We start from the raw sequence: 20,005 nt of genomic DNA on the forward strand, positions 1-20,005 counted from the left end.
GTCCGCGACACCATGACGGTGCATTATTTCGATTGTCAATTGCACTGATTTCGATCTCTAATATGTCATGACATTGTGGCGTCCAGATCCCGCGCTCATCCGGCGGCCGGCCTATCAATCGCTTGCCGACCAGTTCGCACGCGCCATTCATGACGGGCGGCTGGCCAACGGCGCGCGGCTGCCGACGCATCGCCGGCTGGCCGACGATTTGAAGCTTTCGGTGCAGACAGTCAGCCGCGCCTATGAGGAACTGATCCGCCGGGGCCTGGTCTCCGGCGAGATCGGCCGCGGCAGCTTCGTGCAGACGCAGCGCCGCGAGCCGGAGCCGCCCTATCTGCCCGAACGCCTTGGCGAGGTCATCGACCTGTCGATCCTGAAGCCGGTCTGCGAGCCGATGCATCTGGAGCGGCTGAAGCAGGCGCTGGGCTGGCTTGCCGAAAACCTGCCGTCGACCTCGGCGCTGTCGTTTAGGCCGAACATGGTGTTTCCGCGCCATCGCGCGGTGGCGGTCGAATGGCTGCGGCTGTGCGGTCTCGACGTGTCGGCGCAGAATGTCAGCCTGACCAACGGCGCCACGGCCGGGATGACGGTTGCGCTGATGAGCGTGGCGCCGGCGGGGTCGACCGTCGCCACCGAGGCGATCGGCCATCACACGCTGATCCCGCTGGCGCGCTATCTCGGCTTCAACCTCGAGGGCCTGCCGATTGACGACAACGGCCTGATCCCGGAGGCGCTCGACGAGGCGTGCCGGCTTTCCGACATCCGCGCCGTGTTCGTGCAGCCCTCGGTGATCAATCCGACTGCAACATTGATGAATGCCGCGCGGCGCGAGCAGATCGCTGCGGTGGCGCGCAGGCACGACATCGCCATCATCGAGAACGACGTGCTTGGGCCGCTGGTCGAGGGCCGTCCGCCGCCGGTCGCCGCCTTCGCGCCCGAGCGCACGCTCTACGTCACCTCCTTCACCAAGATCGTGGTGCCAGGCCTGCGCATCGGTTACCTCGCGGCGCCCGACCGCTATGTCGCTGCCGTCGCCAACCGGCATCTCGTCTCCAACTGGATGGCGACGCCGATGGTGGCGGAGATTGCGACAAAATGGGTGACCGACGGCACGGCGATGGAACTCGTCCGCTGGCAACGGTCGGCGCTGCGGCGGCGGCAGGAGATTGCCGCCCAGGTGCTTGCCGGGGTCGACTACCGCGTCCATCGCGACGGACTGCATCTGTGGCTAGAACTGCCCGGCGAGCGCGCCGAGGAGGGCTTCGTCTCACAGGCCCGCCTGCAGGGCGTGGCGATCGCACCAGGCACATCGTTCCGTATCTCGGCGGCGCCCTGGCAGCCGGCAGTGCGCATCTCGCTGGGCTCGACCACCGAGGGGGAACTGCGCGCCGGCCTCAGCGTTGTCACCAAACTTCTGCTCGGCGACCCGGAGCATCTCCTGCTGGCGATCTAGGCAGGCATTGCCACGAAATGCTGCGGAGTCAGAAACATTGTCATGAGTTTATTTTCCCGATTGACATGATTTGGCACGTTCCGCATCGTTAAGGCACAGCTTCTCCAGCACGGGGAATTCATTGTCCGCACCCATCATCAAGATTGACGCCATTTCGAAAAGCTTCGGCACCTTCAAGGTGCTGGACGGACTGTCGATGCAGGTCATGCCGCGCGAGAAGCTGGCGCTGATCGGCCCATCCGGCTCCGGCAAGACGACGATCCTGCGCATCCTGATGACGCTGGAGAGGATCGACAGCGGCCACATCCAGATCGACGGCGAGCAGCTTTACCACATGGAGCGCAACGGCCAGTTGCTGCCCGCCGACGAACGGCATCTGGCAAGAATGCGCCAGAAGATAGGCATGGTCTTCCAGCTGTTCAACCTGTTTCCGCACAAGTGCGTCATCGACAACGTCACGCTGGCGCCGATCCTGACCAAGGGCATGCCGCGCGCCGCCGCCGAAAAACGGGCGATGGAACTGCTCGACATGGTCGGCATGGCCGACAAGGCGAAAGCGATGCCGGCGCAGCTTTCCGGCGGCCAGAAGCAGCGGGTGGCGATCGCCCGGGCGCTGGCGCTGCAGCCCAGGATCATGCTGTTCGACGAGGTGACATCGGCGCTCGATCCGGAACTGGTCGAGGAGGTGCTGAACGTGTTGTGGCGGCTCTGCTCCGAGACCGACATGACCATGCTGCTGGTCACCCACGAAATGGGTTTTGCCCATGATTTCGCCGACCGGGTTCTGTTCTTCGACCGCGGCAAAATCGTCGAGGAAGGCAAGCCGGACGAGATTTTCCGCAATCCCAAGCAGGAGCGTACGCAAGCTTTCCTGAAGAAGATCATCGCGGCCGGACATCGCGTCTGACTGCTATGCCCCGGGCGGCAACGCCGTCCCGCATACTCAAAGAACGACCAAACCGCGAAGAGAAACAAGGAGTTGGGAACAATGAAGAAACTTGGCATTCTGGCCGGCGTGGCCGGTGTTGCAATGACCGCAATTCTGGCCGCTTCGACCGCGGGATCGGCCGACGACAGCAAGCTCGAAGAGCTCAAGGCACAGGGCTTCGCCCGTGTCGCCATCGCCAACGAGCCGCCCTATACGGCGGTTGCGGCTGACGGCAAGGTTTCGGGTGCGGCGCCCGACGTGGCCCGTGAAATCTTCAAGCGTCTTGGTGTCAACGACATCGTCGCCTCGATTTCGGAATATGGCGCGATGATCCCCGGCCTGCAGGCCGGCCGTTTCGACGTCGTCACCGCCGGCCTGTTCATGAAGCCGGAGCGTTGCGCGGCGGTCGCCTATTCGGAGCCAGTGCTGTGCGACGCCGAGGCTATGCTGGTCAAGAAGGGCAATCCCAAGGGCTTCAAGAGCTACGAGGATGTCGCCAAGGATGCCACCGCGACGATCGGTGCGCCGGGCGGCGGCACCGAGGAGAAGCTGGCGCTCACTGCCGGCGTGCCGCGTGATCGCGTCATCGTCGTGCCGGACGGCCAGAGCGGCCTGAAAATGCTGCAGGACGGCCGCATCGATGCCTATTCGCTGCCGGTGCTGTCGATCAACGATCTGGTCAAGAAGGCCAACGATCCGAACCTCGAAGTCGTCGCCCCGGTGGTCGGCGCGCCGGTCTATTGCGACGGCGCGGCGTTCAAGAAGGGCGATGAGGCGCTGCGCGACGCCTATGACGTCGAATTGGCCAAGCTGAAGGAATCCGGCGAATTCGCCAAGATCATCGAGCCCTACGGTTTTTCGGCAGCGGCGGCGATGTCGACCAGCCGTGACAAGCTCTGCTCGGCAAAGTAGGCGCTTTTTCCTTCTCCCCGTTCACGGGGAGAAGGTGTCACGAAGTGACGGATGAGGGGCGGCGCAAAGTTCTGCCAAGCTGGCGCTGCCCCTCATTTGCCTGCCGGCATCTTCTCCCCGTGAACGAGGAGAAGGGGGCCAAGACTGCAACCGTAAAACGCTGGAAATTCTTGACTTCATGACCCAATGGTCCGGCTATTTCGGCCTGATATTGCAGGGAGCGCTTGTTACCATCGAGCTGACGCTGATGGGGTCGGTGCTTGCCCTGATCATGGCCTTTCTCGCCGGGCTGGGGCGGCTGTCGCGTTTTTTCGCCATTCGGGCGCTGGCCACCGCCTATATCGAATTCTTCCGCGGCACCTCGATCTTCGTTCAGCTGTTCTGGGCCTATTTCGTGCTGCCGTTCATCGGCATTTCGCTGACGCCGCTGCAGGCCGGCGTGCTGGCGCTTGGCCTCAATGTCGGCGCCTACGGCGCGGAGGTGGTGCGCGGCGCCATCCAGTCGATCGGCCGCGAACAGTACGAGGCCTGCATCGCGGTCAATCTCGGCCGCTGGCAAGCCATGCGCCATGTCATCCTGCCGCAGGCGCTGCTGGTCATGCTGCCGACCTTCGGCAACAACGCCATCGAATTGCTCAAGGCCACCGCCGTGGTTTCGCTGATCTCGCTCACCGACCTGACCTTCCAGGCCCAGGTCGTGCGCTCGCAGACCGGCAATACGCTGGTGCCGTTCACCACCATTCTCGTCATCTATTTCACCCTTGCGCTGATCATTTCCTGGGGTGTGCGTTCGCTGGAACGCCGCATGGCGCGCGGCCTCGACGGGGTGCGCGTCTGATGGATCGGGCCTCGTAATGGAATGGGATTGGAATTTCGTCTGGGAGATCATGCCGACCCTGATCGAGGGCGTGAAGATCACCATCCTGGCGACGCTGCTCGGCTCGGTCCTGGCTGCGATCGTCGGCCTGGCTATCGCGCTGGCGCGGCGCTCGCCGAACAAGGGCTTGTCGCGCACCGTCGGCTTCCTCGCCGAGTTCATTCGCGGCACGCCGCTCTTGGTGCAGCTCTATTTCATCTTCTACGTGCTGCCGGATATCGGTATCCTGCTGCCGCCACTGGTGGCGGGCGTCATCGGCCTCGGCCTGCACTACGGCACCTACACGGCCGAGGTCTATCGCGCCGGCATCGACAATGTGCCGCGCGGCCAGTGGGAAGCCGCCAAGGCCTGCAATTTCAACGCCAGGCAGACCTGGACCCACATCATCATGCCGCAGGCGATCCCGCCGATGATCCCGGCGCTTGCCAACTATTTCATCGCGATGTTCAAGGAGACGCCGCTGCTGTCGGCGATCACCGTGCTGGAACTGATGAACCAGGCCAAGAGCGTCGCCAACACCTATTACCGCTATGTCGAGCCGATGACCTTGGTCGGCGCCTTCTTCCTCGTCATCAGCCTATTCTCGGTCGTGCTGCTGCGCTGGCTGGAACGCCGCTACGGGCGGATCGAAAAATGACAGCGGTTCCTGCGATGCTTTCGCTTTATGGCAAACCGTCGGCAAGGAGAGCCTGGTGACCGCTCCAGTCGACGTCCGCTTGCACTCGACACGGCCGGCGCTCGACGCGCGTCCGCTGGAAAAACGCGTCGGCCTGATCATCCTTGCCACCGACCATACGACCGAGCCGGATTTTCGCCGCATGGTGGCAAGCGACCGGATCGGCGTCTATGTCGCGCGCATCCCCTATGCCAATCCGACGACGCCGGAGAATTTGCGCAAGATGCAGCCGTCGCTGACGGCGGGCGCCGCGCTCATCCTGCCCGATGAGTCGCTCGACGCGATCTGCTATTCCTGCACCTCGGCCTCGGTGGTCATCGGCGATGCCGAGATCGAGGCGGCGGTGCAGGCGGCCAAGCCAGGCGTACCCGTGGTTACGCCGCCGATGGCAGGCGTGCGCGGCTTGAAGGCGCTGAGCGCCGGAACGATCAGCATTCTCACTCCCTACACAGTCGAGACCAGCCGGCCGATGGCAGCCTATTTTTCAGCGCACGGTTTCGAGATCGCCAGCTTCTGCTGCCTCGGCTTCGACGACGACCGCGAGATGGCGCGGATTGCACCGGCCACGCTGGTCGATCTGGCCCGTGAGTCTACCGATGCGCAAGCGGACGCACTGTTCGTCTCCTGCACGGCGCTGCGGGCAGCACTTGCCGTCGTCGGCATGGAGGAGGCGATCGGCCGTCCGGTGGTGACCAGCAACCAGGCAACGGCCTGGAACTGCCTGCGGCTTTGCGGCGACGAGGAGCCGCGCGCCGAATTCGGCCGTCTGATGACGCTGCCATTGGGACAATGAGGCCAATGACACTTGCGCCTATCACCCTCTCCGATATCCGCGCCGCCCGTGAGCGCATCGCCGGCAAGGTCGAGCGCACGCCGACCGTGCCTTCCCCGAATCTTTCCGGGCGCTTGGGCGTGCCTGTTTATCTCAAGCTCGAACATCGGCAGACTACCGGCAGCTTCAAGCTGCGTGGCGCCTCGAACGCCATCGCTTCGCTGAACCCCGAGGAGAAGGCGCGCGGCGTGGTCGCCGCCTCGACCGGCAATCACGGCCGGGCGCTGGCCCATGCGGCGAAGCTCGAAGGCATGCGTGCGTCGATCTGCATGTCGCGACTGGTGCCGCAGAACAAGCTCGACGAAATCCGCCGGCTCGGCGCCGAGATCCGCATCGTCGGCAACAGCCAGGACGATGCGCAGCAGGAGGTCGACCGGCTGGTCGCGGAAGACGGTCTGATCATGCTGCCGCCCTTCGACCACCCCGATATTATCTCCGGGCAAGGCACGCTTGGGCTGGAAATCATCGAGCAGGTTGCGGACGCTGCCCTGGTGCTGGTGCCGCTGTCCGGCGGCGGGCTGGCGGCGGGTGTCGCCGCTGCCGTGAAGGGCGTCAGCCCCAGCACGAAGGTCGTCGGCGTTTCGATGGCGCGGGGTGCGGCGATGAAGGCAAGCCTTGATGCCGGACATCCGGTTTTGGTCGAGGAACTGCCGACGCTGGCGGATTCGCTTGGCGGCGGTATCGGCCTCGACAATCGGCTGACCTTCTCGATGTGCCGCGACCTGCTCGACGATGTTATCGTGCTCGGCGAGGACGAGATCGCCGCCGGTATCCGCCACGCCTATGAACAGGAGCGCGAGATCGTCGAAGGCGCCGGCGCGGTTTGCATCACCGCCGTGCTTGCCGGCAAGGTCAGGGCGAGCGGCCCCACGGTGCTCATTCTGTCCGGTCGCAATATCGACATGACGCTGCACAGGAAAGTCGTTTGTGGCGAAGCAATTGAGGAGAGCGCCGCATGAGCCGGATGACGATACTCACCGAAACCGAACTGCGCGCGATCGTGAAGCTCGATCTCGACGCCGTCGCCTGCGTCGAAAATGCGTTCCGAGCGCTTGCCACCTTGCCGGTGGCGATGCCGCCGATCCTGCGGCTCGATATTCCCGAGCATCGCGGCGAGGTCGACGTCAAGACTGCCTATGTGCCAGGGATCGACGGTTTTGCCATCAAGATCAGTCCCGGCTTCTTCGACAATCCGAAGCTCGGCCTGCCCAGCGTCAACGGCATGATGGTGCTGCTGTCGTCAAAAACAGGGCTGGTCGAGGCTCTGCTGCTCGACAACGGTTATCTTACAGATGTCCGCACGGCGGCGGCCGGAGCGGTCGCGGCGAAACATCTTTCGCGAGCCGACTCCTCTGTCGCAGCGATCTTCGGCGCCGGCGTCCAGGCGGGGCTGCAACTCGAGGCGCTTATGCTGGTGCGGCCGATCGCCGAGGCGCGGATCTGGGCCAGGGATGCGGCCAAGGCCGACGCTGCGGCAGCCACATTGCGCGAGCGGCTGGGCATCGTCGTGCGCGCCGAGCCCGACGCGGCGAAGGCGGCGGCCGACGCCGACATCGTCGTCACCACGACACCATCGACCGAACCGCTGATCAAGGCCGGCTTCGTCTCGGCCGGCCAGCACATCACCGCTATGGGCTCGGACGCCGAGCACAAGAACGAGATCGCTCCGGCGATCCTGCGCATGGCCGATCTCTACGTCGCCGACAGCGCGAAGCAGACGCGGCTGCTGGGCGAATTGCATCATGCCATCGCGACGGGGGTGATGGCGGCCGATGCCGAGATCACGGAGCTCGGCCAGATCATCGCCGGCGATAGACATGGCCGCCGTTCGGACAGCGACATCACCATCGCCGACCTCACCGGCACCGGCGTGCAGGACACGGCGATCGCCACGCTCGCCCGCGACCGTGCCCAGGCGGCCAACACCGGGACAATTTTCGAAAGCTGATACCGGCCGCAAGGCCCAACAAACGAGGACCAAGAACAATGCAGCCCAATTTGAAATTCTCGCGCGGCGAATATGCGGATCGCCTCGCCAAGACACGGAAGGCCATGGAAGCCAAGGGCGTCGATCTGCTTGTTGTCAGCGATCCGTCCAATATGGCCTGGCTGACCGGCTATGATGGTTGGTCGTTCTACGTGCACCAGGCGGTCATCGTGCCGCCGTCGGGCGAACCGGTGTGGTACGGGCGCGGCCAGGACGCCAACGGCGCCAAGCGCACCGCCTATCTCGCGCACGACAATATCGTTGGCTATGCCGATCACTATGTGCAGTCGACCGAACGCCACCCGATGGATTTTCTCTCGCAGGTGCTAGCCGATCGCGGCTGGGGCAAGCTCAGCATCGGGGTCGAGATGGACAATTACTGGTTCTCGGCCGCTGCCTTCGCATCGCTGCAGAAACACCTGCCCAATGCCCGCTTCATCGACGCCACAGCACTCGTCAATTGGCAGCGCGCGGTGAAGAGCCCGACCGAAATCGACTATATGCGCACGGCGGCCCGCATCGTCGAAGCGATGCATCAGCGCATCGTCGACAAGATCGAAGTCGGCATGCGCAAATGCGATTTGGTCGCCGAGATCTATGATGCCGGCACGCGCGGCGTCGACGGGCCTGAGGGAAAGATTGGCGGCGACTACCCGGCGATCGTGCCGCTGCTGCCGTCGGGCGCCGATGCGTCGGCGCCGCATCTGACCTGGGACGACCGGCCGATGAAATCGGGCGAGGGCACCTTCTTCGAGATTGCCGGCTGCTACAACCGCTACCATTGTCCGCTTTCGCGGACTGTATTCCTCGGTAAACCGACGCAGGAATTCCTCGATGCCGAAAAGGCGACACTGGAGGGAATGGAAGCGGGGTTGGCCGCGGCAAAGCCCGGCAATACATGCGAGGACATCGCCAACGCCTTCTTCGCGGTGCTGAAGAGATACGGCATCGTCAAGGACAACCGCACCGGCTATCCGATCGGGCTTTCCTATCCGCCGGATTGGGGCGAGCGCACAATGAGCCTGCGATCCGGCGACCGCACCGAGCTGAAGCCCGGCATGACCTTCCATTTCATGACCGGCCTGTGGCTGGAGACGATGGGGCTCGAGATCACCGAATCCATCCTGATCACCGAGACCGGCGTCGAGTGCCTGGCCAATGTGCCGCGCAAGCTGGTGGTGAAGAATTGAGCCCGATGTCCAGCCTTCGTCCATCGCCGATCACGCCGACCGTCGATTTCGACCGCGACGGCGTACAGCACGGCTTCCTGCGGCTGCCTTACAGCCGTGACGATTCGGCCTGGGGGTCGGTGATGATCCCGATCTGCGTGATCCGCAACGGCAGCGGGCCAAGCGCATTGCTCACCGGCGGCAATCATGGCGACGAATATGAGGGGCCGCTGGCGCTCTACGATCTCGCCCGCACGCTCGATCCCAAGCAAGTCAGCGGCACGGTCATCATCGTGCCGGCAATGAACTATCCGGCGTTCCGCGCCGGCACCCGCACCTCGCCGATCGACAAGGGCAATTTGAACCGCAGCTTTCCCGGCAGGCCTGACGGCACGGTGACCGAGAAGATCGCCGATTACTTCCAGCGTGAACTTTTGCCGCGCACCGACATCGCGCTCGACTTCCACTCCGGCGGCAAGACGCTCGACTTCGTGCCGTTCTGCGCCGCCCATATCCGGCCCGACAAGGAGTTGGAGGCGAAGGGTTTCGCCGCGGTCGAAGCGTTCTCGGCGCCGTGGTCGATGAAGATGCTGGAGATTGATGCGGTCGGCATGTTCGACACTGCCGCCGAAGAGATGGGTAAGCTGTTCATCACCACTGAACTTGGCGGTGGTGGGACTTCGCGCGCGGAAACGGTGCGGATCGCCCGTCGCGGCGTGCTCAATGTTCTGCGCCATGCCGGCATCGTCGCCGATGCGGTCGAGATGCAGCCGACCCGCTGGCTCGACATGCCGTCTGGCGATTGCTTCTCGTTCGCCGAGGACGACGGGATGATCGAGACGATGATCGATCTCGGCGAGCCGGTCGAAGAGAGCCAGGTCCTGGCGCGCATCCACTCAATCGGCCGCACCGGTGCCGCACCTCAGGAGATCAGGGCAAGGATGTCGGGTCTATTGGCTGCCCGCCATTTCCCCGGACTGGTCAAGGCGGGCGACTGCACCGCCGTGGTCGCCGTGCTGGTCGATTGAAGGCAAGGCAATCGAAACTGCCTGCGACAATGCTACTCGATCAGCAGCAGGCCGCGCTTTTTGTCGCCATCACTATCGATTGTGTTCATGGCTGAGAACAGGCGCTCACGCTCGACCAGCCAAGGCTTGTAGTCCTCGTTTACATCGAGGACGAAAACCATGTCCTCGGCCTCCAGATATCCTCCGACCGGGGAAAAATGGCCGGCGCCGGCGCCGAAAATCTTCTCACGGGTGAAGTTGACGATGTAACGGCGGTCGGGATCGTTGGCGCGCTTCATGTGCTCGCGAAACGCATCGGCGCTGAGATTCCGAAGCACCGAGACCTTCCGCTTGGTGTTCGTTTGAGCGACCTCGGCAAGCTCGTCCAGCGTGAGGCCGATGATGCAGAAGCCCGTCCAGCACTTTCCGGTTCCCGCGAGGACTTCGGCTTCGGTTGTCTCCTCCTGGCCGATGGAGCGGAATGTGTTTGCGACACTTGCCGGGCCGCACCTTGATCCGTTTGATTGCCATGTGACGTCGGCATTGAACGTGGCAGCCACGGGCAGCTTCCAGGCGCTGTCGATCAATTCAGGGGTGCGGGTAACCGACGACTGGATTGCGTCTTGCGAAACTCTGGACTGGCCGGCAATCAAAAGTGCGGCGCCGCCCAGCAGGCCGACGACGGCGATGACCATCACACCGAAAGCGAGACCGCGCTTCATTGCTGAATCTCGGAGCAGGCAGCAACAGGAGAATGAAGAAAAGGCACCGCAACGTCAATCGGCGCCGCACCCGGCCAATCGCGATCTGGTCCTGCAGCAGCCGTAGCCGGCCGCTTGCCAAGCGGGCTGCCGCCGCTCATCGCCGTGAGCGCTGGGTCTGGGAGAGTATGGATCGGGCAGGGAACTTCGCCGGTGAAAGAGCGGGGTCGTTTCGTTAGCGCCAATAGCTGCTGCGCCTGCAAACCTCAGGCTTCCAGAGACGACCCAAATTACGACCTGCTCGGCGTAGGCGTCGCTAAAGGCGAAACCTAACGAAGGCCAAGGAAGCTGAGTATCGCAATTACGATAACGACGGCCCCGACCAGCCAGATGATATTGTTCATGCAGCTCTCCTTTGAGTTTGCCGCGAGCCTTTGGCGGCTCGCGATAATTATGGCGAACGCCCTCACGGCATTCTCGTTCCAAAACTGAGCCTTAAGCCGCCAATTACTCTTGGGACCGGAGGCCCGCGCCCTCTGGAGGAGCGCGGGCCGACCGGGGTCCCGGTCCAGCAGCCAACATCCGGGAGATATTCGCTGTCACCCTACAATCGTTAGTATGCGCTAATGTTCCATCGCTCAGAAAAATACCGCGCCTACCGAGGGCCGGAAGCAATGGCGCCTCGGCCCGAAGCGCGGGCCCTTCGGTGGACGCCTCGGCAATGGAGCCTATGTTCCTAATGCCGGCGAACCGCAGCATCGCCTGGCAACAGCACAGGTGGGATGAAATCAGTTCTCAGAAACGTTCATCAACAACACTCAATGCCTGCTGCCCGACACCTGGTGCCGATGACCAAACAACCTCCGGCCGTGGTTCTAAAAAATACCGTGCGCGACGCCGAGGAGACCGAATATGCCGGCCAAAGCGTATATTAACCGGATCGCGACGGCGGTCCCGGAGCACGAGGTTCATCAATTCTATCTGCGTTTCGCCGCCTCCATGCTTGCGGCCGATCGCCGAAGAATTTTCGAACGCATGGTTGACGTTGCCGGCATCGAGCACCGCTATTCCTGCTTTGCACCTGCCGGCGACCCCGAAGGACCATCAGCAGATCTGGCCGGGAAGTTCATCCGGGGCGCCTTTCCTGGAACGGCTGAGAGAATGGCAATGTTCTGTCATGCCGCACCTGTTCTGGCGCAAAAAGGCGTCGACGGATTGGAGCTTGGTGGCGGCGCTTCCCGCATCACCCATCTCATCGTTACCACCTGCACCGGTTTTTCAGCGCCAGGCATCGACCTGGAGCTGGTTGCGCGATGCGGCCTGCCGGAAAGGGTCGAACGTACGATGATCGGGTTCATGGGCTGCTACGCGGCGATCAACGGCCTCAAGCTTGCCCGCCACATCGTCCGCTCCGACCCGCAGGCCAGGGTCCTGCTGGTCAATATCGAACTCTGCACGATGCATCTGCGGGAAACCAGCGAATTGGAAAAGCTGCTGTCGTTTTGCCTCTGGGGCGATGGCTGTGCGGCTGCGCTCGTTACCGCCGAGCCGCACGGCATCGAGCTCGAAAGCTTTTACGCGATCGTGGCGGACGAGCGACGGGATCTGATGAGCTGGAGCATTAGTGACCACGGCTTCGAAATGGTTCTTTCCGGCCAGGTCCCGGCAGCAATCCATGAAGCGTTGCGGAGCAATCACGACGCCATCCTCGGCGGCCGGCCGACCGAGGCGATCGACCTCTGGGCCGTGCACCCGGGCGGACGTTCGGTGCTCGACGCCGTCGAACGGGCCCTGGAACTCGCGCCCACCGCGCTGGAGCCATCGCGCGAGGTGTTGCGCCGATATGGAAACATGTCGTCGGCGACCGTCATGTTCGTGATGAAAGAGATGTTGAAGGCGCCACCAGGCCTACTCGGCTGCGGCATGTCGTTCGGACCCGGGCTGGCGGCCGAAACCATGCTTTTCCGAACCGCGTCATGAGCAGCCTGAAGCACCGCCGGCTTGCGCCGGAAATCCTCGACGGACTTGCGGCCGACGATCCGCGAGCGCTTGCGGCGCGGCGCGACCTCCGTCGCATCAACGCGCTGATGTTTCAGGCCAGGATCATGGCGTCGCTGCTCAGGAAATTTCTGCCAGCGCAGCCGCGCCGGATTCTGGAGATCGGCGCCGGCGATGGCTCCTTCATGCTGGCGTTGGCGCGGCGCATGGCCGGACATTGGCCCGGGGTCGAACTGGTAATGCTCGACCGCGTCGACCTCATCACCGCGCAATTGCGTTGTGATTTCGACAGGCTGGGATGGACGGTCGAAGGTGTCACCGCCGATGTCTTCGACTGGGCGAGAAAGAATGAGGGCACGCGCTTCGACGCGATCACCGTCAATCTGTTTCTGCATCATTTCGACGATGGCAAGATCGTGCGTCTGTTTTCGCTGATGGCGCCGAAGGCACCACTGCTGTTGGCGACAGAGCCGTTGCGGACCAAACTGGCATTGGCCGCGACCCGCCTTCTCCCGGCAATCGGCGCCAATGACGTCACACGAAACGACGCGGCTCAAAGTGTGCGTGCCGGCTTTCGCGGCAGCGAGCTTTCCGGTCTCTGGCTCGCAGCAAACGGCAAACCGGTCGAGGAACGGCGCGCCGGCCTTTTTACCCACATTTTCGTCGGCGCCAGCGCCGGTCATGACCTATGACGCGATTGTCGACCCATGACGCGATCGTCATAGGCGCCGGCCCGGCGGGCACGTCCGTCGCGCTGACGCTGGCCCGGTGCGGATGGGCCGTGGCTATTGTTGAAAAAAGCGTGTTCCCGCGCCGCAAGGTCTGCGGCGAATATATATCGGCAAGCAATCTTGCGCTTCTGGACCAGCTGGAAATCGCCGATGCCTGGCGTGCCAATGCCGGCCCCGAAATCCGCCGCGTCGGCTTGTTTTCCGGCGAGACCTGCGCCGAGGCGCCGATGCCTCCTGCGAAAGATGGGCCTCCTGCGAAAGATGGGCCTCCTGCAAAAGATGGGCATCCTGCAAAAGATGGGCCCCGCGAGAAAAAAGATGGTTTCGGCCGGGCGCTCGGCCGGGATATTTTCGACTGTCTGCTTTTGCAGGCGGCGCGATCGGCGGGCGTCGAAATCTTTCAGCCTTGCCGCGCCGTCGCCATCGACCCAGATGGCGAGGCGCAATTGGTGCGAATTCAAGCCGGAAACGAAACGACGATGTTGCGCGCGCCGGTGATTGTCGCCGCACACGGCTCCTGGGAGCCAGGACCGCTGCCCAGCCAGCTCGGAAAGACCAACCGCCCTTCGGACCTGTTCGGCTTCAAGGCGCATTTCACCGGGTCGTCCCTGGCGCCTGATTTGATGCCCCTGCTGGTATTTCCTGGCGGTTATGGCGGCATGGTTTCGGCGGATCATGGCCGGCTGTCGATCTCGTGCTGCATTCGGCGCGATATGCTCGCACAGTTGCGCAAACATCCCAGACAGCAGAGCCATTTGTCGGCCGCCGAGGCAGTCTCTCGTCATCTGATGGAATCATGTCGGGGCGTGAGGGATGCACTAGAGTCAGCTGCCGCCGACGGGCCGTGGCTTGCCGCAGGTCCGATCCGGCCGGGAGTTCGCTCCTGCTACGAACGCGACATCTTTCGCGTCGGCAATGCAGCCGGAGAGTCTCATCCTGTCATCGCCGAGGGCATCTCGATGGCGCTTCAGTCCGGCTGGCTGCTGGCTTGCGAACTCTCATGCGTGCCAGGCGGCCGCGCAGGGCGTGAAACGGCCGGCAGACGCTACGAGGCGGCCTGGAATAGTCTGTTTTCAACTCGGGTCTACGCCGCCGCCGCACTTGCCGGGATTGCCGTTAGTCCAGGCAGCGCCACCTTGATGGCGGCAATTATACGGAATTTCCCGCAGGCGCTAACGTTGGGTGCGCAACTGAGCGGCAAGACAAAGCCGGTTCCCGGCTTTGTCTAACAGGTGGCGCGGCGCGTTCATGCGCTCCCAAGGGTAGTAGCGACCTCAACAGCGCCAGCTCACTTGGGGCAATTCTCCATGTCCGCAGTTGCAGTGCCACTGGCGGAGTTTGTATTCGCATTCGCATCGGCGCCTGCGGTTTCCTTGCACCGATCACCCATGCCGTCGCCGCCGTCGGTTGTTGAACCGGTTACGTTCGGATCGGCAGGAGTCGCATTATCGGTGCCGGGAGCCATGGTGCCAGTGCCTGTCCCAGTGGTCGCTCCCGGATCGTTGGTGCCGGATCCAGTACCGTTCGATTGCGCCATCGCCGAAGTGGCGAGGGCGATGCTGAGTACCGTTGCAGAAAGAATTTTCTTCATCATGGTGGGTCTCCATTAGAGTTGCATCGCTGATTGCGATGGTTATCCAACGAGCTTTTTTTGGAGTTGTTCCGTCAGACAGAAATCGTGATTGACGGCCAACTCCGACGCTGGCGACTAGCCATGGCCCAACCACGCATTGTCATCCCAGGGCGAAGCAAGGAGCGAAGCGACGCGGCGCATACCGGGGGATCCATTCTGAGCCGCTGCATTCTTCGCTGAGGTACCGGCATGGACGCGCCCATGAGCGCTGCCGTTCAAGGCTCGTCGATATCCTGCTTCGAGGGGTTACGCGAGAGGGCGCGTTCCTCTTCGTCGTCCGGCAGCGCCTCGTCGCTCTCCTGGTACGGATTGTCGTCGTCTTCCTCCGGCAGTTCAGCCTCCTTCTCGAGGTCGTAACGGATGTCGCCGTTTCCCGGCACACTGTCTGGTAGAATTTTACTGCCTTTGATCGCGTCCCAATCCTGCTGTTCGATGGTCGGGCCTTCGGCTGGATCGTCGGGTTTTCTGCGCGGTGCCATCAGAGCTCTCCTCTGCATTGGTTGCTCATAAGCCTAACTCCGCGGGCCGCTGCGCAGTTCCTCCGATCGAAGCGACGAGATCATTTGCAGCGATCCAAGCACTCATCTCGGCTCGGCCTACCGGCGGTTTTTACCTCAGTGAGAGCTGACCGTTATGCGGGTTGCGCAATGCCGGCCAGCGAGCGATCATGAACTTGCGCGACTTCTAATATAAAGGCAGACTTGGGAACGGGTGGAGGGAAAACGGATCAAAAACAATCGGGAGGAAAGCCATGGATAGTATGAGCCTCACCACGCTTGAACGCGGCAAGACGACGGTCGATGCCGCGGCCCTAGAGGCGCTTTCGGCGCAAGTGCGCGGCACCGTGCTGAGGGAAGGCGACGCCGCCTATGACGAGGCACGCAGCATCTGGAACGCCATGATCGACCGGCGGCCCGGGCTGATCGTGCGCTGCGCCGGCGCCGCCGACGTTATCGCCGCCGTCAATTTTGCCAGGGAAAACAGGCTGCTCGTCGCGGTTCGCGGCGGCGGCCACAACATCGCCGGCAGTGCCGTCTGCGACGGTGGCCTGATGATCGATCTGTCGCCGATGAAGTCGGTGCGGGTCGATCCGGCGACGCGGCGGGCATGGGTGGAACCTGGCGCGACACTCGCCGATGTCGACGCGGAAACACAGGCCTTCAGACTGGCGGTGCCGACCGGCATCAACTCGACCACCGGCATTTCGGGCCTAACGCTGGGCGGCGGCTTCGGCTGGATCACGCGGAAATTCGGCCTGACCATCGACAATCTTCTCTGCGCTGACGTGGTTACCGCCGACGGCAAGCTGCTGCGCGCCAGCCAGACCGAAAATCCGGACCTGTTCTGGGCGCTGCGCGGTGGCGGCGGCAATTTCGGCATCGTCACGGCCTTCGAGTTCAAGCTCCACCAAGTCGGTCCGCAGGTGCTGTCGGGCCTCGTCGTTCATCCCTTCACTGACGCCGAAAACGTGTTGCGGGAATACCGAGCGGCGCTCGAAGCAGCGCCCAATGAGCTGACCTGCTGGGTGGTCATGCGGCAGGCGCCGCCGCTGCCGTTCCTGCCGGCCGAATGGCATGGCAAGGAGGTGCTGGTCCTGGCCATGTGCTATTGCGGCGACCTTCAGGAGGGTGAGAAGGCGACACAGAGGCTTCGCGCCATCGGCACACCGATTGCAGACGTGGTCGGTCCCAACCCGTTCACCGGCTGGCAGCAGGGATTCGATCCGTTGCTGACGCCTGGCGCCCGCAACTATTGGAAGAGCCATGACTTCACCGAGCTTTCCGACAGCGCGATCGAGGTCGTCACGGCGGCGATACCCAGGCTTCCCGGCCCCGAATGCGAGATTTTCATCGGCCATGTCGGCGGTGCCGCCGGCCGGGTGACAGCGGATGCAACGGCGTTTCCGCAACGCAGCGCGCACTACGTCATGAATGTCCACGCCCGCTGGCGCGAACCGGAAATGGACCAGGCCTGCATCGACTGGGCGCGGGGTCTCTATGAAGCAGCCAAGCCCTATGCCGCCGGCACGGCCTATGTGAACTTCATGCCCGGGGACGAGGTCGACAGGGTCGAAGCAGCCTATGGCGGCAACTATCGGCGGCTGTTGGAAATCAAGCAGCGATATGATCCGCTGAACCTGTTCCGCATGAACCAGAATTTGCGGCCGATGGAAGCGCAGCGCGCCGCATAGGCTGCGCAGGCATGACAAGGCCCGCGCCTCCGACGGAGGACGCGGGCCTCGTTTCGGGCCATGCGCTGGCAGGTATCAGCCTTTAGCTGACGCCGCCCAGACATGGTCTAATCCTTTCGCTTTGTTGACTCAGCCTGCAAAAACGGGCAGCAAAGCCTGGCATGGAGGGCATTTCCGCTATTTTCATAGTTTTGGAGGGAGCCTTTTTTGACTTAGACCTTCGCCTAATCGGCGATCGGTAGAGGGATTGGTTAACCAAGTTTGTCCATCTTTTGATTCAATCGGCAACAGACGTGAAGCGTGCCGGGGGGCACCAGGCGACTGTGATTGTGACGGCTGCGAGCCCGCATGCCGCAAGGCCGATTGAGGTTTGGTTGTATGGCGTTGATGCGTTTGAATAACCGGGGTGACAATCCTGATAGTGGATTGCCCTCGATGAGGCCCGGCCTGCGCTGGGTCGCGATTCCCGTTGTTGGCGCTGCGATCGCTCTGTGGTCGGCCGCGACCGTGGCCGGCCTCCATTCGGTGGGAACTTCGCTCACCGCCGTCTCCAACAGTCTTCCGCAAAACCTGCTCGCGCCGCGCTCCATGGCGCTCGCCAATCCCCGACACACACTTGCCAATTCACGGGCCAATTCGTGGGCGCCGTCACTGGCAAGCCGGCAGCGTGCGGCATCACTGCTCAGCCGATGCGACGCCGGCTGCGCGCACGCCGCCGCGAGCTTCGTGCATGAAGGCAAGGTAGCGCGTCTCAAGCCGTTAGCGCGGCCGGATACTGCGCAGCTTGTCGCCGAAATCTCACCGCAAGCGCGCTTCGACAGCGTGGTGGCGAAAGCGGCGCTATCACCGCAAAAGATTGCTGCTGCCTTTGCCCGCGCCTCCGGCGGGGCCGCGCCGTTTGCAGTCGTAAGTTTGCCGACGGCCCAGCGCTTTGCGGAGCCGGTGCGCCTGGCCGATCAGCATGGTCCCGCGTCCGTGCGCTTCGGGCCCGAGGTTGCGGAATCCGAACGATCCTCCCGTCTGGCGCTGGCGCTTGCGAATGCATTGCCGGAAGCGATGATCGACGTGCTGCCGCAGGCGACGACGGCCGATCCTGCTGCCACGCAAGAGGGCGAGGTGCAGATGGCGTCGCTGCCGCCGCAGGACGACATGGCTGATAGCGTTCCCTTGCCGAGATGGCGTCCGCAGGCGGAAATCGATCAGTCAGACGAGGCCCCTAGGGTCGAGGCACCTAAGGTCGAGGCACCCAAGGCCAAAGCGCCCACGGTCCAGGCATCGAAGGCCGCCAAGGCCCAGTCTCAGCCGTCCAAAGCCAACAGGATACAGACCGCCACCGCTCCGGAGGTCGAGATGCCCCGGGCGCCAGCCTTGTCGCCGAGGATCTCGTCACCGGCGACGATACCAAGCATGCAAGCCAACCAGGACATGCGGGGCAGCCCGGGCATGCCGGCCAAGCGGTCGAAAGCCCAGGACATGCTGGCCTATGCCAAGCCCGACAGCCCGGCGGGCGGCGGCGGGGTCTTCGGCAACCTGTTCACCAGGCCGGGCAGCGGCGTCGCCGTCTACGACATTTCCTCGAAAACCGTCTATATGCCGGACGGCTCACGGCTCGAGGCGCATTCGGGGCTGGGCTCGATGGCCGACCAGCCACGCTACGCCAACCGGAAGAATGCCGGTCCGACGCCGCCCCACACCTACGATTTGACGCTGCGCGAATCGCGCTTCCATGGGGTGGAGGCCCTGCGTCTCACTCCTATCGACGGCAAGAACAAATATGGCCGCGACGGCTTTCTTGCGCACACCTACCTGCTGCGCGGCGGCCGCGCGGAATCGAGCGGCTGTGTCGCCTTCAAGGACTACGCCCGCTTCCTCGCCGCCTTCAAGAAGGGCAAGGTCAAGCGTCTCGTGGTGCGCAGTTAACCAAAGCCGCTGATGTACCGCTCCTTCGCGACCCCCTCTGTCCTGCCGGAAAGAGGGGGCGCTGTCCCGCCGACTTCCACCCAATTGTCAGCAGCCAGCCTCGAAGCCGTTTTCATTCCCGGCCGAGGATACTATGACTGACCGGGCCGGGGCGGCGGCTTCAACCGATCAAGAGGATGTCATGACGATACGCGCTGTCGTTTGGGGCGAGAATATCCATGAGCGGACCAATGAGGTGGTGGCGGGGATCTACCCCGAGGGCATGCACGCAACGATCGCCAATGCGCTGAAGATCGACCCCGAAATTTCCGTATCGTGGGCGACGCTTGAGCAACCGGAGCATGGCCTGCCGGTCGACCGTTTGGCGCAAACCGATGTGCTCGTCTGGTGGGGACACAAGGACCATGGCGCCGTCGCCGACGAAGTCGTCGAGCGCGTGGCGCGCCGCGTCTGGCAAGGCATGGGGCTGATCGTGCTTCATTCCGGCCATTTCTCGAAGATATTCAAGCGCTTGATGGGTTCGCCTTGCACGCTGAAATGGCGCGAGGCGGGCGAGCGCGAGCGGCTCTGGGTGACGAGCCCCAACCACCCTATCGCTGCCGGGATCGGCGAGTATTTCGAGCTCGAGAACGAGGAGATGTATGGCGAGCAGTTCGCCGTGCCTGAGCCGCTGGAAACCGTGTTCATCTCCTGGTTCCAGGGCGGCGAAGTGTTCCGGTCGGGGCTGACCTATCGCCGCGGCGCCGGCAACATCTTCTATTTCAGGCCAGGTCACGAGACCTATCCGACCTATCACGACGCGAATATCCAAAAGGTGCTGCGCAATGCGGTGAAATGGGCGTACAACCCGCAGGGCGCGCATCGTGCCATCCTCGACGCGCCGAACGTGCCAGTGGAAAAGGCGCTCGAGCCGATCGTCGAGCGCGACGGAAAACTCCATGCCGAGGGCGAAGCCGGGTTTCGCTAGACCGCTGTCGGCGAAGCTTCGGT

Annotated in this window: 19 protein-coding genes; 16 read left to right on the forward strand and 3 right to left on the reverse strand. The window is 63.2% G+C overall.

All coding sequences use genetic code 11. The annotated features are described in order from the left end of the window. The first annotated feature begins 67 nt into the window (after positions 1–67). From ehuR to doeB, 10 genes are all read left to right on the forward strand, one after another. The gene (ehuR, locus tag AC0L16_RS05220) at positions 68–1,453 is read left to right on the forward strand and encodes a MocR-like ectoine utilization transcription factor EhuR (protein WP_473619406.1); all 1,386 of its coding nucleotides are present in this window, start codon (positions 68–70) and stop codon (positions 1,451–1,453) included. A gap of 121 nt (positions 1,454–1,574) precedes the next feature. Continuing rightward, positions 1,575–2,360, forward strand: a complete 786-nt coding sequence (gene ehuA, locus AC0L16_RS05225) for an ectoine/hydroxyectoine ABC transporter ATP-binding protein EhuA (RefSeq protein ID WP_473619408.1) — start codon at positions 1,575–1,577, stop codon at positions 2,358–2,360. 81 nt (positions 2,361–2,441) lie between these two features. Beyond that, on the forward strand, positions 2,442–3,293 hold the full coding sequence (ehuB, locus tag AC0L16_RS05230) for an ectoine/hydroxyectoine ABC transporter substrate-binding protein EhuB (RefSeq protein WP_473619409.1): 852 nt from the start codon (positions 2,442–2,444) through the stop codon (positions 3,291–3,293). Positions 3,294–3,471: 178 nt separating this feature from the next. After that, entirely contained in the window at positions 3,472–4,131 is a 660-nt protein-coding gene (gene ehuC / locus AC0L16_RS05235; RefSeq protein WP_473619410.1) for an ectoine/hydroxyectoine ABC transporter permease subunit EhuC, read from the forward strand. Positions 4,132–4,147: 16 nt separating this feature from the next. Continuing rightward, entirely contained in the window at positions 4,148–4,807 is a 660-nt protein-coding gene (ehuD, locus tag AC0L16_RS05240; RefSeq protein ID WP_473619412.1) for an ectoine/hydroxyectoine ABC transporter permease subunit EhuD, read from the forward strand. A 55-nt stretch (positions 4,808–4,862) separates the two neighbouring features. Next, positions 4,863–5,639: an ectoine utilization protein EutA gene (gene eutA, locus AC0L16_RS05245; protein WP_473619413.1), complete on the forward strand. Its 777-nt coding sequence runs from the start codon at positions 4,863–4,865 to the stop codon at positions 5,637–5,639. Positions 5,640–5,644: 5 nt separating this feature from the next. Beyond that, the gene (gene eutB / locus AC0L16_RS05250; protein WP_473619414.1) at positions 5,645–6,637 is read left to right on the forward strand and encodes a hydroxyectoine utilization dehydratase EutB; all 993 of its coding nucleotides are present in this window, start codon (positions 5,645–5,647) and stop codon (positions 6,635–6,637) included. After that, complete coding sequence (eutC, locus tag AC0L16_RS05255) at positions 6,634–7,626, forward strand: ectoine utilization protein EutC (protein ID WP_473619416.1); 993 nt, start codon at positions 6,634–6,636, stop codon at positions 7,624–7,626. Before eutB ends, eutC begins: the two co-directional genes overlap by 4 nt. A gap of 38 nt (positions 7,627–7,664) precedes the next feature. Next, entirely contained in the window at positions 7,665–8,855 is a 1,191-nt protein-coding gene (doeA, locus tag AC0L16_RS05260) for an ectoine hydrolase DoeA (RefSeq protein WP_473619417.1), read from the forward strand. Positions 8,856–8,860: 5 nt separating this feature from the next. Then, complete coding sequence (gene doeB / locus AC0L16_RS05265) at positions 8,861–9,862, forward strand: N(2)-acetyl-L-2,4-diaminobutanoate deacetylase DoeB (protein ID WP_473619418.1); 1,002 nt, start codon at positions 8,861–8,863, stop codon at positions 9,860–9,862. A 32-nt stretch (positions 9,863–9,894) separates the two neighbouring features. Here the strand turns inward: doeB and AC0L16_RS05270 are convergent, their stop codons facing one another. Further along, a complete protein-coding gene (locus AC0L16_RS05270; RefSeq protein ID WP_473619420.1) occupies positions 9,895–10,563 on the reverse strand; it encodes a phytochelatin synthase family protein in 669 nt (222 codons plus the stop codon). An 891-nt stretch (positions 10,564–11,454) separates the two neighbouring features. Between AC0L16_RS05270 and AC0L16_RS05275 the strand changes: the two genes are divergently transcribed. Genes AC0L16_RS05275 through AC0L16_RS05285 form a run of 3 tightly spaced genes read left to right on the forward strand, consistent with a single transcriptional unit; the run spans position 11,455 to position 14,500 of the window. Further along, positions 11,455–12,522, forward strand: coding sequence for a type III polyketide synthase (locus AC0L16_RS05275; RefSeq protein ID WP_473619421.1), 1,068 nt, complete (start codon positions 11,455–11,457; stop codon positions 12,520–12,522). Then, the gene (locus AC0L16_RS05280; protein ID WP_473619422.1) at positions 12,519–13,232 is read left to right on the forward strand and encodes a methyltransferase domain-containing protein; all 714 of its coding nucleotides are present in this window, start codon (positions 12,519–12,521) and stop codon (positions 13,230–13,232) included. The genes AC0L16_RS05275 and AC0L16_RS05280 overlap by 4 nt, the downstream gene beginning before the upstream one ends. Next, a complete protein-coding gene (locus AC0L16_RS05285; RefSeq protein WP_473619424.1) occupies positions 13,229–14,500 on the forward strand; it encodes an NAD(P)/FAD-dependent oxidoreductase in 1,272 nt (423 codons plus the stop codon). The genes AC0L16_RS05280 and AC0L16_RS05285 overlap by 4 nt, the downstream gene beginning before the upstream one ends. Before the next feature lie 59 nt (positions 14,501–14,559). Here AC0L16_RS05285 and AC0L16_RS05290 read toward each other — a convergent pair whose 3' ends face one another. Continuing rightward, positions 14,560–14,865 carry a hypothetical protein gene (locus AC0L16_RS05290; protein ID WP_473619425.1) on the reverse strand — a complete coding sequence of 102 codons (306 nt, stop codon included), beginning with the start codon at positions 14,863–14,865 and terminating at the stop codon, positions 14,560–14,562. Between the two features lie 254 nt (positions 14,866–15,119). Continuing rightward, entirely contained in the window at positions 15,120–15,383 is a 264-nt protein-coding gene (locus tag AC0L16_RS05295) for a hypothetical protein (protein WP_473619427.1), read from the reverse strand. Positions 15,384–15,655: 272 nt separating this feature from the next. On the opposite strand from AC0L16_RS05295, the gene AC0L16_RS05300 reads away from it, so the two are divergent. From AC0L16_RS05300 to AC0L16_RS05310, 3 genes are all read left to right on the forward strand, one after another. Further along, positions 15,656–17,095, forward strand: a complete 1,440-nt coding sequence (locus tag AC0L16_RS05300; RefSeq protein ID WP_473619428.1) for an FAD-binding oxidoreductase — start codon at positions 15,656–15,658, stop codon at positions 17,093–17,095. A 435-nt stretch (positions 17,096–17,530) separates the two neighbouring features. Continuing rightward, the gene (locus AC0L16_RS05305; protein WP_473619429.1) at positions 17,531–19,015 is read left to right on the forward strand and encodes a DUF2778 domain-containing protein; all 1,485 of its coding nucleotides are present in this window, start codon (positions 17,531–17,533) and stop codon (positions 19,013–19,015) included. 181 nt (positions 19,016–19,196) lie between these two features. Continuing rightward, entirely contained in the window at positions 19,197–19,982 is a 786-nt protein-coding gene (locus AC0L16_RS05310) for a ThuA domain-containing protein (RefSeq protein ID WP_473619430.1), read from the forward strand. Positions 19,983–20,005 lie beyond the last annotated feature (23 nt).

This window comes from Mesorhizobium sp. WSM4848 (assembly GCF_055811375.1).

Coding starts and splice junctions, on each gene's coding strand:
- ehuR (WP_473619406.1), top strand. CDS start 68: ATGACATTGTGGCGTCCAGATCCCGCGCTCATCCGGCGGCCGGCCTAT.
- ehuB (WP_473619409.1), top strand. CDS start 2,442: ATGAAGAAACTTGGCATTCTGGCCGGCGTGGCCGGTGTTGCAATGACC.
- ehuC (WP_473619410.1), top strand. CDS start 3,472: ATGACCCAATGGTCCGGCTATTTCGGCCTGATATTGCAGGGAGCGCTT.
- ehuD (WP_473619412.1), top strand. CDS start 4,148: ATGGAATGGGATTGGAATTTCGTCTGGGAGATCATGCCGACCCTGATC.
- eutB (WP_473619414.1), top strand. CDS start 5,645: ATGACACTTGCGCCTATCACCCTCTCCGATATCCGCGCCGCCCGTGAG.
- eutC (WP_473619416.1), top strand. CDS start 6,634: ATGAGCCGGATGACGATACTCACCGAAACCGAACTGCGCGCGATCGTG.
- doeA (WP_473619417.1), top strand. CDS start 7,665: ATGCAGCCCAATTTGAAATTCTCGCGCGGCGAATATGCGGATCGCCTC.
- doeB (WP_473619418.1), top strand. CDS start 8,861: ATGTCCAGCCTTCGTCCATCGCCGATCACGCCGACCGTCGATTTCGAC.
- AC0L16_RS05270 (WP_473619420.1), bottom strand. CDS start 10,563: ATGAAGCGCGGTCTCGCTTTCGGTGTGATGGTCATCGCCGTCGTCGGC.
- AC0L16_RS05275 (WP_473619421.1), top strand. CDS start 11,455: ATGCCGGCCAAAGCGTATATTAACCGGATCGCGACGGCGGTCCCGGAG.
- AC0L16_RS05280 (WP_473619422.1), top strand. CDS start 12,519: ATGAGCAGCCTGAAGCACCGCCGGCTTGCGCCGGAAATCCTCGACGGA.
- AC0L16_RS05285 (WP_473619424.1), top strand. CDS start 13,229: ATGACGCGATTGTCGACCCATGACGCGATCGTCATAGGCGCCGGCCCG.
- AC0L16_RS05290 (WP_473619425.1), bottom strand. CDS start 14,865: ATGATGAAGAAAATTCTTTCTGCAACGGTACTCAGCATCGCCCTCGCC.
- AC0L16_RS05295 (WP_473619427.1), bottom strand. CDS start 15,383: ATGGCACCGCGCAGAAAACCCGACGATCCAGCCGAAGGCCCGACCATC.
- AC0L16_RS05300 (WP_473619428.1), top strand. CDS start 15,656: ATGGATAGTATGAGCCTCACCACGCTTGAACGCGGCAAGACGACGGTC.
- AC0L16_RS05305 (WP_473619429.1), top strand. CDS start 17,531: ATGAGGCCCGGCCTGCGCTGGGTCGCGATTCCCGTTGTTGGCGCTGCG.
- AC0L16_RS05310 (WP_473619430.1), top strand. CDS start 19,197: ATGACGATACGCGCTGTCGTTTGGGGCGAGAATATCCATGAGCGGACC.